The following is a 15186-nucleotide window of genomic DNA, read 5'->3' as shown; positions in this document are numbered from 1 at the left end:
TTGGATACTATAGTATTTATTTAATTTCAGGATTTATGAGACCACCGCTACTGGCATTTAATCAAAATGGCATTTATTGTGAAGCTGCAGATGTCTATCTGGATCCATGGAAGCCAGTAGATAAAGCAATAATTTCTCATGGTCATGCAGATCATTCACGTTATGGGCACAAAAAATATATCACTCATCACAGCAATGTTCCTCTCATTAAACATCGTTTAGGCGAAATTGAGGTTTCCGGAAAAGGCTGGAATGAAAGCTTCACTATTAACGGGGTTAAATTTTCTTTTCACCCGGCCGGGCATATTATTGGTTCCGCTCAAATACGGGTGGAACATCAGGGTGAAGTCTGGGTTTTTACCGGGGATTATAAAACTGAAGATGACGGCATCGCGGTGCCCTATGAACCTGTAAAATGCCACACCTTTATTACGGAATGTACTTTTGGGTTGCCCGCTTTTAAATGGATTCCGCAGGATAAGGTCTTTGAAGATATCAATAACTGGTGGCAGGAAAACAGGGATAATGGCCAAACTTCTATTCTCTTTGGATATTCCCTGGGAAAAGCTCAGCGTTTGCTGAAATATTTAGATACTTCCATTGGCCAGATCTATACACATGGTGCAATAGAGAATATGACAGAAGTTGTGCGTGAACTGGTAGTGATGCCGCCCACTACGAGAATTACCCGTGAAACTAAAAAGGAAGAGATTAAAGGCAATATCGTCATTGCCCCGCCAAGTGCCCATGGTTCAACCTGGATCCGGAAAATGGTACCATATGTTACAGGTTCAGCGAGTGGATGGATGACGTTTCGTGGGGCCAGACGCAGAAGGGCGATTGATAAAGGTTTTGTCCTGAGCGATCATTGTGACTGGCAGGGCCTGTTACAATCTATAAAAGCAACAGGCTGCGAAAAAGTAATTTGTACCCATGGTTATTCTGATATATTCTCCAGATATTTAAGAGAACAGGGTTATGATGCAAGAACTGAAGAAACGCAATATGAAGGGGAATTAGGGCAATTGGAAGCCGATAAAGAAAAGGAATCTGAATGAAAGCATTTGCCCAACTTATTAAAAAACTGGACAGCACCAATAAAACAACTTTAAAGGTCGCCGCGCTTACCGAATATTTCAACCAGGCCGCTCCAAAAGATAAAGTCTGGACGATTGCGATCCTTAGTCATCGTCGCCCACCAAGACCGGTAAACACTACCTTAATGCGGGAATGGGCCTCAGAATTATCTAATATTCCGCTTTGGCTTTTTGAAGAATCCTATCATATTGTAGGTGATTTAGCGGAAACCATTGCTTTAGTGATTCCTCCTTCTGATGCATCTTCAGAAAAAAGTCTGAATCAGTTTCTGGAAGAAATCATTGCACTCAAGAAAATGCCAGATCAGGTTAAAAAGGAATATCTATTTGAAAACTGGCTACATCTTAATTATTACGAACGCTTTGTTTTTACCAAGTTAATTACGGGTAGTTTTAGGATTGGGGTAAGCCAGAAGTTAATGACGCGGGCACTGGCCAAGGCTACCGAAATTGATGAAGATATCCTTGCCTACAAATTGATGGGGAATTGGGATCCTTCTAAAATCAGTTATAATAAATTGATCCTGGAAGAAAATGAAGAGGATTATCTTTCCAAACCTTACCCTTTTTACCTGGCCTATGCTATCGAAAATGAACCTGAGAATCTTGGTGATATTTCAGAATGGAGCGCGGAACATAAGTGGGATGGCATCAGGGCGCAGGTGATTATTCGAAATGATGAATTATTTACCTGGAGCCGTGGGGAAGAACTGGTAACTGATAAATATCCGGAATTTGAAAAATTTGTGGAGGTGATTCCCAATGGCACTGTGCTTGACGGGGAAATTTTACCCTATCCCGATAATGAAATTGGAACTTTTAATGATCTGCAAACCCGCATAGGTAGAAAGAATGTTTCGAAGAAATTACTGGAAAAAGTGCCGGTGATTTTAAAGGCTTATGATGTTCTGGAATGGGAGGGAAAAGATGTTCGAATTTTGCCATTTTCAGAGAGAAGAAAAATTCTGGAGAATCTTTATCATTCGATCATTTCACATGAATTGCCTTTACGCCTTTCAGAAACGATGAAATTTTCAAATTGGAATGAGGCAGTACAGGAAAGGGAAAATTCGCGTGAGGTAAAGTCTGAAGGTTTGATGCTGAAACGACTGGATTCGCCATATTTAGTGGGAAGAAAAAAAGGTGACTGGTGGAAATGGAAAGTAGATCCGCTCACGATCGATGCCGTGTTAACTTACGCCATGCGCGGTCATGGGAGAAGAAGTAATTTATTTACAGATTATACCTTCGGACTTTGGGATGATGAAAAAAAGGAACTGGTCACTTTCGCCAAGGCTTATTCCGGTTTAACTGATAAGGAATTCAGGTCTTTGGATGCCTGGATTAAACGGAATACGCTGGAACGGTTTGGGCCGGTAAGAAGTGTTACTCCGCATCATGTCTTTGAAATTGGTTTTGAGGGAATCGCAGAATCAAAACGGCATAAAAGTGGTGTGGCCACAAGATTTCCCAGAATGTTACGCTGGCGAAAAGATAAAAAAATTGAAGAGGCGAATACTTTAGAAGATCTTAAAGCTTTGATCCCCTAAATATTTTTAGAGTTTTTTAATAATGACAGCAGGTGTTTTGGTATTTATATTGCGGAACCCTACAGTAAATTTAACTATTTCGTTTAACTAAAATCAGAAGTAAGATGAAAGTAAATGTTCTGTTGCTGTTGGTTTTTATTTCTAGCCTGAACAGCTGTGATGCGCAAGAAAAGAAAGAGATGGATAGCGCAATGAAAGTTGAAAAAAACCAGGACACTGTACGCCCGGAAGGAAGCTGGACAGTGAACCGGGAATTTGATGACGATGGGAACCTTATAAGTTATGATTCAACCTATGTGTATTCTTACAGCACGATAGATGGTGATACGATATCTACTGATGAGAAGGCAGAAATCCAGAAAAACTTTCGCCAGTTTTTCAATAGAAAAGGAATGAACTCTCCTGATGAGATGATGAATTTGTTTTTAAATGATAGTTTATTTTCCGGTAATTTCTTTAAGGACGACTTTTTTAGTAATAATATGAGAACTGAAGATTTCCGGGAGCAGGTTCGAAGAATGGATTCTATTCATCAACAGTTTTTACAACAATATTATCCTCAGTTTAGCGGTGAAAGTAAAAAAAGGATCCCGCGAGAAAAAGGACCTAATGAGAAAAGTATCTAAAATCTTAAAACACATTTCAAGAGTAACCTTCAAAGACAATGCTTTGAAGGTTATTTTTTAATTAAATTTTATGTTTGCCCGCTAAAGTACCGAATAAACAAATCATGTCATGACTAAAATTCTTACGTCGAGCATTTCGACTGCGCGCAAGGTGACAAAAACTTATATTAGGTGTCTAAACAGATAAGCATATTAAATTTTCAGGTGCATCTGAAATCATAGTAAAAAAAATGAAAAGAACTGAACTTATTGGGCTTGCAGAAGATTGGTTTTCCAATCAGCACTGGAAACCTTTTAAATTTCAGAAGGACACCTGGACGGCTTATCTTCAGAAGAAGAACGGGCTCTTAAATGCCCCCACCGGAAGTGGGAAAACCTTCGCCCTTTGGGTTCCCATCGTTTTGGATTATATCAGGAAAAATCCAGAGTATCAAACGAAGCAAAAAAATGGCTTAAAAGCGATCTGGATCACTCCGTTGAGGGCACTTTCCGTAGAAATTGAACAGGCCACGAGCAGGTTTGCTGAAGAAATGGGAACAAAATTTACGGTAGGCATCAGGACGGGAGACACTTCCCAGGCTGAGAGGGCGGCACAAAAAAGAGCCATGCCAGATCTTTTGATCACCACTCCGGAATCTTTGCATTTACTGCTTTCTTCAAAAGATTACAAAAAGACCTTTAAAAACCTTCAGGCGATCGTTGTTGATGAATGGCATGAACTGCTGGGAACGAAAAGAGGTGTACAGATCGAACTGGGAATATCCCGTTTAAAAACGATCTCTAAAGATCTGCGGATTTGGGGAATTTCGGCAACGATCGGGAACCTTCAACAGGCTCGTGAAGTTTTGCTTGGCCCTACCTCCCAGGCTTTGGAAAATTCAGTAATGATCAAAGCGAATCTTAAAAAGAAAATTGAAGTACGCTCGATCATTCCTGAAACCATGGAAAAATTTCCCTGGCGGGGCCATCTCGGATTACATTTAATCGATGCAGTTGTACCCATCATAAATGCTTCTAAAACCACCCTGCTTTTTACGAATACGCGGTCGCAGTGCGAGATCTGGTTTCAAAGATTGATGAACAAATATCCTGAATTTGCCGGAGAGGTGGCCATGCACCACGGAAGCATCAATAAGGAAACCAGGCTCTGGGTAGAACAGGCCATTCGAAACGAAAGTCTAAAAGCAGTGATTTGTACTTCCAGTCTGGACTTAGGGGTAGATTTTGCCCCGGTTGAAACGATTATTCAAATTGGCGGGCCAAAAGGTGTGGCAAGATTTTTACAAAGGGCGGGAAGAAGCGGCCACCAGCCGGGAAAAGTAAGTCTCATTTATTTTTTGCCCACACATGCCATCGAATTGATAGAAGCTTCAGCATTACAAAAAGCAGTAGAGAAAAAAGCGGTAGAAGATCGTGTTCCTTATCTAATGAGTTTTGATGTTCTTGTGCAATATCTTACAACATTAGCAGTTTCAGACGGTTTTTATCCAAAAGATATTTATCCTGAAATTGCCTCCACTTTTTGCTTCCAGGGAATTACAGAGGAAGAATGGCGCTGGGTTCTCAATTTTATTACCAAAGGAAGCCAGAGTTTGCAGGCATACGATGAATATAAAAAAGTAGAGATTGAAGAAGATGGGAAGTTCAAAGTAAATAATAGGGGCGTGGCCATGCGGCACCGATTACAAATTGGAACGATTGTAAGTGATGCTTCCCTTAGCGTGAAATATATGAAAGGTGGATACATAGGGACTATTGAAGAGTTTTTTATATCCAAATTAAAACCCGGCGATGTTTTTACGTTTGCCGGCAGGAATCTGGAGTTGGTAAGGGTTAAAAGTATGCAGGTCCTGGTTAGAAAATCAAGCCGAAAAACCTCACGAGTGCCAAGTTGGGGAGGAGGCCGAATGACATTTTCAGCACAGATGAGCGAATTGCTACGTGAAGAAATGTACCTCGCAGCCAAAAGTGATCATGATAAAAATGCCTCAGCGGAATTAAACGCTTTGCAGCCAATTTTTGAAAGACAGAAAAAGGAATCTATTATTCCTTCAAATAATGAGTTTTTAATAGAAACTTTTAAAACACGGGAAGGATATCATGCCATTTTTTATCCTTTTGAAGGGAGATTTGTACATGAAGCTTTGGGAAGTTTACTGGCTTATCGTATCAGCTTGCTTTCCCCCATAAGTTTTTCATTAGCATTTAATGACTACGGATTTGAATTGTTAAGTGATCAGGAGATTGATATGCAGCAGGTGATCGATAATGATCTTTTTAGTCCGCAGTATTTAATGGATGATCTTTATAAAAGTTTGAATGCTACAGAAATGGCACGCAGGAAATTTCGGGATATTGCGGTAATTGCCGGGCTGGTTTTTACAGGTTATCCCAACAAGATGATTCAGAATAAACATTTGCAAAGCAATTCTCAACTGTTATTTAGTGTTTTTAGGGATTATGAAGAGGATAATTTATTGTATCAACAGGCGTTTAGAGAAACTTTTGAGCATCAGCTTGAGGAAGGCCGTTTGCGAATTTCATTAGAAAGAATTGGCAGGCAAACAATCGTTTGGAAGCAATGTGTAAAGCCCACACCTTTTTCTTTTCCGATCATTACAGACAGACTTCGGGAAAAATTGTCTTCGGAAAAGCTGGAAGACAGGATTAAAAAAATGCTGAAGCAATTAGAAATATTATAATTTATTGTAAATTAAGGCATGGAAATCTAAAAATCAGCTTATGAAAGGTTCAGGTAAACGCAGGTTAGTTAAGAAATATGTTTCTGATTTTATATTTTCTGAAAAAATGCATTTTATCCTCGACGGGACTCAATACAAAATTTCTAATGACAATCCAGACAGCAGGTTTATCAAATTCACTTTCGAAGGTTCTAAAAAAACTTCTAAGAAATACGTTTTTCGCTGCATCTATAAAATGATGAAGAAGTTTACGTATAGCCTTAATTAAGGGTGTTAGGTTTTTACTCGTTATTTCTCTCTTTTTATTTTACTTTATGGTTGTATAAATATTCAGGCAGGAACTGAATAATATACCATTAGAAATAATATATTCTGTGTAAGAAGAATGTCCTGGAATATGAAATCCACTTCCGAAAAATAAAAAAAGCCCAACATGTGTCAGGCTCTTCTAATATCTTATTTCTAAAATCTCTTTTAGTATCTGTAATACTCAGGTTTGTAAGGTCCTTGTACTTCTACACCAATATATTCTGCCTGTTCCTGGCTCAATTCAGTAAGTTCCACACCAATTTTTTCAAGGTGAAGTTTGGCTACTTTTTCATCTAAATGCTTCGGAAGCATATAAACCTCATTTTTGTATTCATCAGTATTCTTCCAAAGTTCTATTTGTGCCAAAGTTTGGTTCGTAAATGAGTTGCTCATCACAAAACTCGGGTGGCCGGTAGCACAACCAAGGTTTACCAAACGACCTTCCGCAAGAAGAATAATGTCTTTCCCGTTGATAGTGTACTTGTCAACCTGAGGCTTTATCTCCACTTTGGAATTTCCGTGGTTATTATTCAACCAGGCAACCGCGATCTCATTATCAAAATGTCCAATATTAGCAACAATTGTTTTGTCTTTCATCGTTTCAAAATGTTCACCGCGAACGATGCCTTTATTTCCTGTGGTGGTAATTACGATATCAGCTTTTGGAAGTACTGTTTCCAGTTTTTTCACTTCAAAACCGTCCATAGCAGCCTGTAAAGCACAAATCGGGTCAATTTCAGTAACCGTTACAATAGAACCAGCTCCCTTGAAAGACTGGGCCGTTCCTTTCCCCACATCACCATAACCACAAACAACCACACGTTTTCCGGCAAGCATCACATCGGTAGCACGACGGATCGCATCTACGGCACTTTCACGACATCCATATTTATTGTCAAATTTCGACTTGGTTACAGAATCGTTCACGTTGATCGCGGGCATAGGAAGTGTTCCATTCTTCATACGCTCATACAATCTGTGCACTCCGGTAGTGGTTTCTTCAGAAAGGCCCTTGATCCCTTCAGCAAGTTCAGGATATTCATCAAGAACCATATTAGTTAAATCCCCACCATCATCAAGGATCATATTTAAAGGCTTACGATCTTCTCCAAAGAAAAGTGTTTGCTCGATACACCAGTTAAATTCCTCTTCCGTCATACCTTTCCATGCATACACAGGGATTCCGGCAGCGGCAATCGCAGCGGCGGCATGATCCTGAGTAGAAAAGATGTTACAGGAACTCCAGGTAACATCAGCACCAAGTTCTACAAGTGTTTCTATAAGTACGGCGGTCTGGATCGTCATGTGCAAGCATCCGGCGATTCTGGCTCCCTTTAATGGTTTAGATTCACCATATTCAGCGCGTAATGCCATTAATCCGGGCATTTCTGCTTCGGCAAGGTCGATTTCCCTGCGGCCAAACTCAGCAAGCTCAATATCTTTAACTTTATAGGCGGTATATGGTACTGTTTTAGTCGACATATTATTATATTTGAATATTAGCAATTTTTACGATTGCAAAAATAAGGAAAAGCTTAGAAATTTTATGCCTCTTTATAAAACAATAACAGTTGATGAACATACTAAAGCCTTCATTTGGAAGGTGGAAGAATCCTATGAATCCTTGGCTAAAGATGTGGAGCTTACTGAAAATTGTAAAAAAAGAGTGGATGGGATGAAATCTGAAATTCATCGCCGCGGTTTTATGAGCATTAGGCATTTATTGGCTGAAGCGGGTTATGTAGACCACGATCTATGGTATGATGATCTGGGAAAACCGCATCTAAAAGATGATAAATATATTTCCATCACGCATTCCTTTAATTTTACCGCAATTATTGTAGGAAGGAACCACGTGGGAATTGATATAGAGAAACAGCGCAATAAGATCCTGAAAATAGCCAATAAATTTACTCCACTTGATGAATACCATACATTGGCGAATGAGGAAGCTTTGATTAGAAAGCTTACTATTGTTTGGGGTGCCAAGGAATCGGTTTATAAATTGATCGCGGAGCCCGGAATAGGCTTTTTACAGCACATTAACGTCACTGATTTTGATTTTGACGATTTTAAAACGACCACCCATGTAAGGTATAATGGCCTGGACGAGTGGTTTGATATCAATTTCCTGGAATTTGAAAATTTTACCTGTGTGTATGCGCAACCTTTAAAATCTAAACTGGATCAAACGTGGTAGGAGTTCAGAGCTATTTGGAAGAAATTGTGGAAGCGAGTAGGGAAAACCGAAAATTACTTGCAATCTTAATAGATCCGGATAAATTTAATGAATCTGAAAGTGCTGCATTTTTCCTTAAATTACCGCAGCAAACCACCCATATTTTTGTTGGGGGAAGCACAGTAAGCAAAGGCAAGACCTGCGAAGTTGTTAAAATCATTAAAAATGTTACCGGTCTTCCCGTGATTTTATTTCCGGGGGATCATTCACAAATTTCAGAGCACGCCGATGCCCTTTTATTCTTAAGTCTAATTTCCGGTAGAAATCCTGAATATTTAATTGAACAACAGGTACGTTCTGTAGAAAAGATCAGGAAAACCACTTTGGAAATCATTCCTACCGGATATATTTTAATTGACGGAGGGAAAGAAACGTCTGTACAAAAAGTTAGCAATACGCTCCCTTTAGCACAAAATAATATCCGGCAGATCCTTAATACAGCTTTAGCCGGCCAGTATTCAGGAAAAAAACTAATCTATCTGGAAGCAGGGAGTGGCGCCAAATTTCCTGTTTCTTCTGAAATAATTCATGCTGTAAAAGAGGCGCTGGAAATACCAGTTATCGTAGGGGGCGGTATCCGCAGCCCAGAGCAACTACAGGTAACGTATGAGGCGGGCGCCGATTTGGTGGTAATGGGGACTGCTTTTGAAAATGGATTTTTTAGAAATTAGAAACTGGAAACTGGAAACTGGAAACTGGAAACTGGAAAAAGTGAAAAATTCAAATTTGAATATTTGTCACAGTGAGGGCAGTCGATACTTTTTCATTATTCATAATCTCAAACACCAGCGCACTTCGACAGGCTATTAGTTTAGCATTTTATATTTACAGGAAGTTTAATCTTATTAAATTTCTGAAAAACCAGAAGGAAAAGGTGAACTATTTCGACTGTTAAACTTATAGGTTTAACCTGAGCATCAGTCCTTTCCCTTCTTAGGTTTTGGTACCATTTAGAATGTTAAGCTTAAAGGCTTATTAATAGCGTTAGTACACAAACCTCTTGGTTCTTCAGGTTTTTAATAGCTAATTCAAAGTTATGAAAAATCTAATCACAGGCATCGACATTTCGAAAGACACTTTAGATTATTGCACCCTGGATACAGAAGAAGTTTATGTAAAAGCCAGGGGCGTATTGAACAATCAACAAAAGGCCATTGAAAGGTGGCTTAAAAAGTTTGACAAAAACAACACTGTATTTGCCTTAGAGCACACAGGCCATTACGGTGCGGCCATAATTAATTGCCTTAGTAAAAACGGCTATGTTTTTTACCTGATCAACCCCTTGGAACTTAGAAAGTCACTGGGTATTCAGAGGGGTAAAAGTGATGCAAAGGATGCTTATCAAATTGCAGAATACGCCATAACAAACAAGCATAGGCTAAGCCCATACCAGCTACCTGCCGAAAACCTTAGGAGGCTCAAAGCCCTTATCACGGCAAGGGAGCACTACGTAAAGATGTCCGTCCAGGTTCAAAATAGCTTAAAGGCCAATGAAATATTGAATAAAACAGTAGATGTGAAAATGCTGGTCAGGGAAGAAAAAAAGCAGTTAAAATCCTTGCAGAAAAGCATCCGCAAGATTGAAAAAGAAATACAAACCAAACAATCATTAGGTCCGATCAAAACCTCAATGAGAGTTACAACAAAATTACTGCTGTAATAGGTGTCGGCCCTGTCATAGCAGTGAAGTGCATTAGCGGGACAGATAATTTCCTGAAATTTACCGACCCAAGAAAATTCAGTTGCCATTGTGGCCTGGCTCCCTTCCCATACCAATCGGGAACCAGTATAAGGGGAAAAACAAGAACCCACTACCTAAGGGACAGGTCCCTGAAAGCCACATTGATAAAAGGTGCGGTAAGCGCTGTTCAGCACGACCCTCAGCTGAAGAAATATTACAACCGGAAAATCAAAGATGGAAAACATAAAATGACGGTGATCAATGCCGTGGCCAATAAATTGGTACTACGAATTTTTGCCGTTGTAAAAAGAGAGGAACCTTTTGTGAAATTAGCTGCTTAAAAATTTGTTTTTATCTTAGAATGCTCTGTACAGCAAGTCCGTACCGTTCATTCCGAGCGTAGCAAAGGAATCTCATTCTTGAAGAGACTGCTTCACTGAGTTCGCAATGAGGTTTCCTTACACCAGATTTCCTTATCACTTTATTTTTTTGAAAATCAGCCCTCCCAGGTTTTTAAAACCTGGGAGGGCTATACTTAGTCCAATCACACATAAAAATTGTCATCCTAGCGTAGCGAAGGAATCTCATTCTTGAAGAGACTGATTCACTATGTTCGCAGTGAGGTTTCTTTACACAGGATTTCTCAAACCCTTCTGCTTTTCAAAGCTGCTATTTCAGCATATGGTATTGCTTTTCAAATAAATTTCCACAACTATTTAGTAAGCTTTAGATATTGGCTAACTTTGAGATTAAAATAAATTGCCATGAAAATTTCAGTAGAGCTTACCCTTACGCCAATTCAGGATGATTATGAACCTGCGATCATCAATTTTATTAAAAAAATGCGGGAATCTGGACTTAATGTAAAGGAAAATCCACTAAGCACCCAGGTTTATGGAGAATATGATGAGGTAATGAATGTACTGAATAAGGAAATAAAAAATACTTTTGAAGCGATAGAACGCGGGCTCATGTACATAAAAATCGTAAAATCTGACCTTAGCGACTATGCAGCCGATTTTTGATTTTTTCTTCGAACAATATTCGACCTATCCCACTTTATTTATAATTCTCGAGATCATTGCAGTGATCTTCGGATTTTTATCTGTCTGGTATTCCAAACAGAATAATATCCTTGTTTATCCTACAGGAATTGTAAGCACGATGATCTTTGTGTATTTGTTGTGGCAATGGCAATTGCTGGGAGACATGATGATCAATGCCTATTATTTCGCCATGAGTATTTACGGCTGGTACATCTGGACGCGAAAAGTAGATGCTGAACATTTTACACCTATTACTTCTACTACTAAAAAGGAACAAGTGTTATCGGTTCTTATTTTCATAGGAACTTTGATCTTTGTTTTCGCGGTGTATGAATATTTCAATAAATGGAATAACTGGACCGCTTATGTAGATACGGTGACCACGGCGATATTTTTTGTGGGGATGTGGTTAATGGCCAAACGAAAAATTGAAAACTGGATCTACTGGATTATTGGCGATATTATTTCGGTACCGTTATATTTTTATAAGGGTCTCACTTTTACCAGTCTGCAATATCTGGTTTTCAGCATTATTGCAATTTATGGTTATAAAGCATGGAAGAAAAACTTGCGCAACGACCTTCGTCCTGCCTGAAAATAGTCCTTTTTGGGCCTGAATCTACCGGAAAGACGACTCTTTCCCAACAACTCTCGGTATATTTTCAGGAGCCGCTGGTACCGGAATTTATGCGTGAATACCTTCAGCAGGTTTGGGATAAAGAAAAAAGGATTTGCCAGCCAAAGGATATGATCCCGATTGCTGAAGGACAAATGCATGCAGAAAATCGACTTTCCGCAGCCGCTGATCAATTGCTTATTTGCGATACCAATCTTTTAGAATTAAAGGTGTATTCTGAAGCTTATTTTGAGGGCTATTGCGAGCCTAAACTTCTTAAACATGCGTTAAACAACCAATATGATCTTTATTTTTTAACGTATATTGATTGTCCCTGGATACCTGATGATTTAAGGGACAAACCTCACGATCGTGAAGGCATGTTCCAACGATTTGAGCATGAATTGAAACAATTCAATTTACCTTATATAATTTTGAAAGGAGACAGTGAGACAAGGCTAAAGAAGGCCATTGAAGCTATAAACCAACTAATAAGCAAGCAAAGTGAATTTTAATGAAAAGGATATTCTTCAAATCGAAGAAAAAGGAATTTCTACCAAAGAAGTCAAAGAGCAAATAAGCATTTTTAAAAGAGGAAATCTCAAGGTCAATATTACTGAAGCCGCTACAATCGGGAATGGCATAAGTGCTGTTGACGAACGGGAAAAAAAAGAATTGATTTCTTTTTTTGAAGCGGAAAAAAATAAGCATAGTGTTCTGAAATTTGTTCCGGCTTCCGGTGCGGCAACCAGAATGTTTAAAGCGCTGCATAATCTTACAGAAGATTTTGATCCTGAAAATAGCAGTTTAAGAGAATACCTGGATAAAAGTGGGGATCAAAGCCTGCAGTTGTTTTTTGATCAACTTGAAAAATTGCCTTTTTATGCCCATGCGCTGGAAAGAACAAAGAAGAACCATAAAAATTATGCTGATAAATCTCATGATGAACAGCACCTACTCATAGTAAAGACCATTTTGGAAGCAGATGGTTTGTATCTGAGCAATTTGCCCAAAGGTTTGGTGCCATTCCATAAATATAGTGATCATACTGCAACGGCTTTCGAAGAACATTTGGTAGAGGCGGTTAGGTATGTAAGCATAGATGGAGTCGCAAAAGTCCATTTTACGGTAGCAGAAGGGGATAAGGAGAAATTTCAGAATGAATGGAAAGCTATAAGGGAAAGAGTGGAAGCAGCAACTGCTGTGAAATTTGAAATTGAATATTCGTATCAGGATCCAAAGACCGATACTATTGCGGTAGATGAAAATAATGAAGCTTTCAGAACCAAGGAAGATCAATTATTTTTTCGTCCCGGAGGACATGGCGCTTTGATCGAAAATTTAAATCAACTAGATGAAGAGATCATATTTATAAAGAATATTGATAATGTTGTTACGGAAGATACTATTTCATTAGTGGTGGATTTTAAAAAAATGTTAGGCGGAAAATTGCTGAAAACGCAGGAGAAAATTTCAGAATATTTAAAATTATTAGAAGCAGGTAATATTTCGGGAGATGAAATAGATACCATCCAAAGATTCCTGGAAACAGAATTATTCTTGAAAAGTAATTCTAAAGAAAAATTAAGTCCTTCAGAATTAATACAAAAGCTCAACCGGCCTTTGAGGGTTTGTGGGATGGTAAAAAATGAAGGTGAGCCAGGTGGAGGTCCGTTTTTAGTAAAAGATAAAAATGGAGAAATTTCATTGCAGATTATTGAAGGGGCCCAAATAGATAATAACAATCCGGAACAGGCCAAAACGGCAAGGGAAGCAACCCATTTCAATCCAGTGGATATTGTTTGTTGTTTAAAAAACTATCGTGGGGAAAGCTATGACCTTAATGAATTTGTAGATGAGGATATGAGTTTTATAGCAGATAAAACAAAAGATGGAAAGCCTTTAAAAGCCCTGGAACGTCCCGGTTTATGGAATGGAGGGATGGCGAAATGGAATACAATCTTTGTAGAAGTTCCTGTGGAAACCTTTAATCCGGTGAAGACAGTTTCAGATTTATTGAAGAAAACCCATCAGCCTACATAAGCGTGGATAAAGAACAGATCTTAAGGGAACTGGAATATAAGGCGGTTAGAAGTTCTGGTCCTGGGGGACAACATGCCAACAAAACAGCTACAAAAGTAGAACTTAGTTTTGATGTGAAAAACTCAGCTGGATTAAGCGATGAGGAAAAAGAAAAAATCTTCAAAAAGCTTTATAATAGGATTTCAAAAGAGCATATTCTAAAAATGAGTAGTGAAGATTCGCGTAGCCAGCATGCGAATAAGGATCTGGTAACTCAAACTTTTCTGGAAGAATTAAAAAAGGCGTTAAAAAAGCCAAAGCCAAGAAAGAAAACAAAACCTACGCATGCTTCAAAAATAAAAAGGTTAAAAAAAAAGAAAAAAAAGGCTGAGATCAAACAAAATAGAAAAGATCCTTTAAAATGAAAATTCGGGGAAAAATTCCCCACTTTGTGTGTGCATTCCACAATTATTCCCAGTTTTATTTTTTTTAAAGTTTTAAGAGATTTATGTAAAGCCTTATAAATAATAAGTTTAAGCGAATAAAGTAAGATAAATTTTAATTGGTACAATTATTCCTATAAGGGTTAAAGGTTAGTATTGGGAACGGAATAATTAGCTAACCGGCTTAATTTATTCCGTTTTATAATTTAGATTTTCGGATTGAAAAGGCTCCAACTTGGAGCCTTTTCTATTTTATCTAAATCCAATGAAGATTTAAATCTAATCATGAGTAAAGGTGTAGACATTCATCCACATATGGTGATACTATTCTGAGGAAATTCCCCAAAGGAATATATTATCATTTTGAAAAAAAAGAAGTTATTCATTTGAATATCAATAAATTATAATTATTAATTAATTTAGGCATCATTTTCTCAATAGTCTTTTTTAGAATGATTAAATATTTAAAAATGAAAAAGATTGTATTAAGTGTATTCACGATTGGAGCAATGATTTTTGCAACCCAAAATGCTCAGGCGCAGGAAACTGAAACTGAAGAAGTGGAAGTTATAGAAATAGAAGTAGTAGAAGTTGAACAGGATGAGTTTGCAGATCTTGATGTTTCAGAATTACCTCAGGTGATACAGGATGCGATTGTTACAGAATATAATGATGCGACAGTTACTAAAGCCTGGATTAAATCTGAAGATGAGCAGACAATTTATAAATTAGCACTAGACGTGAAAGGTGACGAGAAAAAGGTGTTTATCGATCAGGATGGGAACTGGTTGGAAAATGAAGAAAAAGAAGTAGAAACTGAAAAGTAGTTCATAAAACGAAGAAACCAAACTTCGG

At 38.3% G+C, this 15186-nt stretch carries 16 protein-coding genes; 15 read left to right on the top strand and 1 reads right to left on the bottom strand.

Going from position 1 to position 15186, the window contains the following annotated elements:
- The first annotated feature begins 35 nt into the window (after positions 1 to 35).
- The 5 genes from DHD80_RS10105 (at position 36) to DHD80_RS10085 (ending at position 6243) form a co-directional block, all read left to right on the top strand.
- Positions 36 to 1058, top strand: a complete 1023-nt coding sequence (locus tag DHD80_RS10105) for a ligase-associated DNA damage response exonuclease (protein WP_251741047.1) — start codon at positions 36 to 38, stop codon at positions 1056 to 1058.
- Entirely contained in the window at positions 1055 to 2647 is a 1593-nt protein-coding gene (locus DHD80_RS10100; protein WP_251741046.1) for an ATP-dependent DNA ligase, read from the top strand. Before DHD80_RS10105 ends, DHD80_RS10100 begins: the two co-directional genes overlap by 4 nt.
- Positions 2648 to 2751: 104 nt before the next feature.
- Positions 2752 to 3273, top strand: coding sequence for a hypothetical protein (locus tag DHD80_RS10095; protein ID WP_251741045.1), 522 nt, complete (start codon positions 2752 to 2754; stop codon positions 3271 to 3273).
- Positions 3274 to 3503: 230 nt separating this feature from the next.
- Complete coding sequence (locus DHD80_RS10090) at positions 3504 to 5975, top strand: ligase-associated DNA damage response DEXH box helicase (RefSeq protein ID WP_251741044.1); 2472 nt, start codon at positions 3504 to 3506, stop codon at positions 5973 to 5975.
- 40 nt (positions 5976 to 6015) lie between these two features.
- Positions 6016 to 6243, top strand: coding sequence for a hypothetical protein (locus tag DHD80_RS10085; protein ID WP_251741043.1), 228 nt, complete (start codon positions 6016 to 6018; stop codon positions 6241 to 6243).
- A 206-nt stretch (positions 6244 to 6449) separates the two neighbouring features.
- On the opposite strand, the gene ahcY is transcribed toward DHD80_RS10085, so the two are convergent.
- Entirely contained in the window at positions 6450 to 7766 is a 1317-nt protein-coding gene (gene ahcY / locus DHD80_RS10080) for an adenosylhomocysteinase (RefSeq protein WP_251741042.1), read from the bottom strand.
- A 64-nt stretch (positions 7767 to 7830) separates the two neighbouring features.
- Here ahcY and DHD80_RS10075 point away from each other — a divergent pair, with 64 nt between their 5' ends.
- From DHD80_RS10075 to DHD80_RS10030, 10 genes are all read left to right on the top strand, one after another.
- Positions 7831 to 8484 (top strand): 4'-phosphopantetheinyl transferase superfamily protein, encoded by a 654-nt coding sequence (locus DHD80_RS10075; protein ID WP_251741041.1) that lies wholly within the window; start codon positions 7831 to 7833, stop codon positions 8482 to 8484.
- Positions 8478 to 9194: a geranylgeranylglyceryl/heptaprenylglyceryl phosphate synthase gene (locus tag DHD80_RS10070; RefSeq protein WP_251741040.1), complete on the top strand. Its 717-nt coding sequence runs from the start codon at positions 8478 to 8480 to the stop codon at positions 9192 to 9194. Before DHD80_RS10075 ends, DHD80_RS10070 begins: the two co-directional genes overlap by 7 nt.
- Before the next feature lie 365 nt (positions 9195 to 9559).
- On the top strand, positions 9560 to 10183 hold the full coding sequence (locus tag DHD80_RS10065) for an IS110 family transposase (protein ID WP_251741039.1): 624 nt from the start codon (positions 9560 to 9562) through the stop codon (positions 10181 to 10183).
- A 23-nt stretch (positions 10184 to 10206) separates the two neighbouring features.
- A complete protein-coding gene (locus tag DHD80_RS10060) occupies positions 10207 to 10545 on the top strand; it encodes a transposase (protein WP_251741038.1) in 339 nt (112 codons plus the stop codon).
- Positions 10546 to 10968: 423 nt separating this feature from the next.
- A complete protein-coding gene (locus DHD80_RS10055; RefSeq protein WP_251741037.1) occupies positions 10969 to 11229 on the top strand; it encodes a YkoF family thiamine/hydroxymethylpyrimidine-binding protein in 261 nt (86 codons plus the stop codon).
- Positions 11213 to 11845, top strand: coding sequence for a nicotinamide riboside transporter PnuC (gene pnuC, locus DHD80_RS10050; RefSeq protein ID WP_251741036.1), 633 nt, complete (start codon positions 11213 to 11215; stop codon positions 11843 to 11845). Before DHD80_RS10055 ends, pnuC begins: the two co-directional genes overlap by 17 nt.
- Positions 11806 to 12381 (top strand): ATP-binding protein, encoded by a 576-nt coding sequence (locus DHD80_RS10045; RefSeq protein WP_251741035.1) that lies wholly within the window; start codon positions 11806 to 11808, stop codon positions 12379 to 12381. The genes pnuC and DHD80_RS10045 overlap by 40 nt, the downstream gene beginning before the upstream one ends.
- A complete protein-coding gene (locus DHD80_RS10040; RefSeq protein WP_251741034.1) occupies positions 12371 to 13909 on the top strand; it encodes a DUF4301 family protein in 1539 nt (512 codons plus the stop codon). The genes DHD80_RS10045 and DHD80_RS10040 overlap by 11 nt, the downstream gene beginning before the upstream one ends.
- A gap of 2 nt (positions 13910 to 13911) precedes the next feature.
- Positions 13912 to 14313: an alternative ribosome rescue aminoacyl-tRNA hydrolase ArfB gene (gene arfB / locus DHD80_RS10035; protein ID WP_251741033.1), complete on the top strand. Its 402-nt coding sequence runs from the start codon at positions 13912 to 13914 to the stop codon at positions 14311 to 14313.
- A gap of 488 nt (positions 14314 to 14801) precedes the next feature.
- Complete coding sequence (locus tag DHD80_RS10030; RefSeq protein ID WP_251741032.1) at positions 14802 to 15158, top strand: hypothetical protein; 357 nt, start codon at positions 14802 to 14804, stop codon at positions 15156 to 15158.
- The last annotated feature ends 28 nt before the right edge of the window (positions 15159 to 15186 follow it).

The sequence above is a fragment of the Gramella sp. AN32 genome, from assembly GCF_023718305.1.
Lineage (GTDB): Bacteria > Bacteroidota > Bacteroidia > Flavobacteriales > Flavobacteriaceae > Christiangramia > Christiangramia antarctica.
Note: the sequence above shows the minus strand (reverse complement) of the source record. Positions and strands in the feature narration are given on the sequence as shown.

Excerpts from the sequence above, each read along its gene's own strand:
- DHD80_RS10105 (WP_251741047.1), top strand. The coding sequence starts at position 36 with ATGAGACCACCGCTACTGGCATTTAATCAAAATGGCATTTATTGTGAA.
- DHD80_RS10100 (WP_251741046.1), top strand. The coding sequence starts at position 1,055 with ATGAAAGCATTTGCCCAACTTATTAAAAAACTGGACAGCACCAATAAA.
- DHD80_RS10095 (WP_251741045.1), top strand. The coding sequence starts at position 2,752 with ATGAAAGTAAATGTTCTGTTGCTGTTGGTTTTTATTTCTAGCCTGAAC.
- DHD80_RS10090 (WP_251741044.1), top strand. The coding sequence starts at position 3,504 with ATGAAAAGAACTGAACTTATTGGGCTTGCAGAAGATTGGTTTTCCAAT.
- DHD80_RS10085 (WP_251741043.1), top strand. The coding sequence starts at position 6,016 with ATGAAAGGTTCAGGTAAACGCAGGTTAGTTAAGAAATATGTTTCTGAT.
- ahcY (WP_251741042.1), bottom strand. The coding sequence starts at position 7,766 with ATGTCGACTAAAACAGTACCATATACCGCCTATAAAGTTAAAGATATT.
- DHD80_RS10075 (WP_251741041.1), top strand. The coding sequence starts at position 7,831 with ATGCCTCTTTATAAAACAATAACAGTTGATGAACATACTAAAGCCTTC.
- DHD80_RS10065 (WP_251741039.1), top strand. The coding sequence starts at position 9,560 with ATGAAAAATCTAATCACAGGCATCGACATTTCGAAAGACACTTTAGAT.
- DHD80_RS10055 (WP_251741037.1), top strand. The coding sequence starts at position 10,969 with ATGAAAATTTCAGTAGAGCTTACCCTTACGCCAATTCAGGATGATTAT.
- pnuC (WP_251741036.1), top strand. The coding sequence starts at position 11,213 with ATGCAGCCGATTTTTGATTTTTTCTTCGAACAATATTCGACCTATCCC.
- DHD80_RS10045 (WP_251741035.1), top strand. The coding sequence starts at position 11,806 with ATGGAAGAAAAACTTGCGCAACGACCTTCGTCCTGCCTGAAAATAGTC.
- DHD80_RS10030 (WP_251741032.1), top strand. The coding sequence starts at position 14,802 with ATGAAAAAGATTGTATTAAGTGTATTCACGATTGGAGCAATGATTTTT.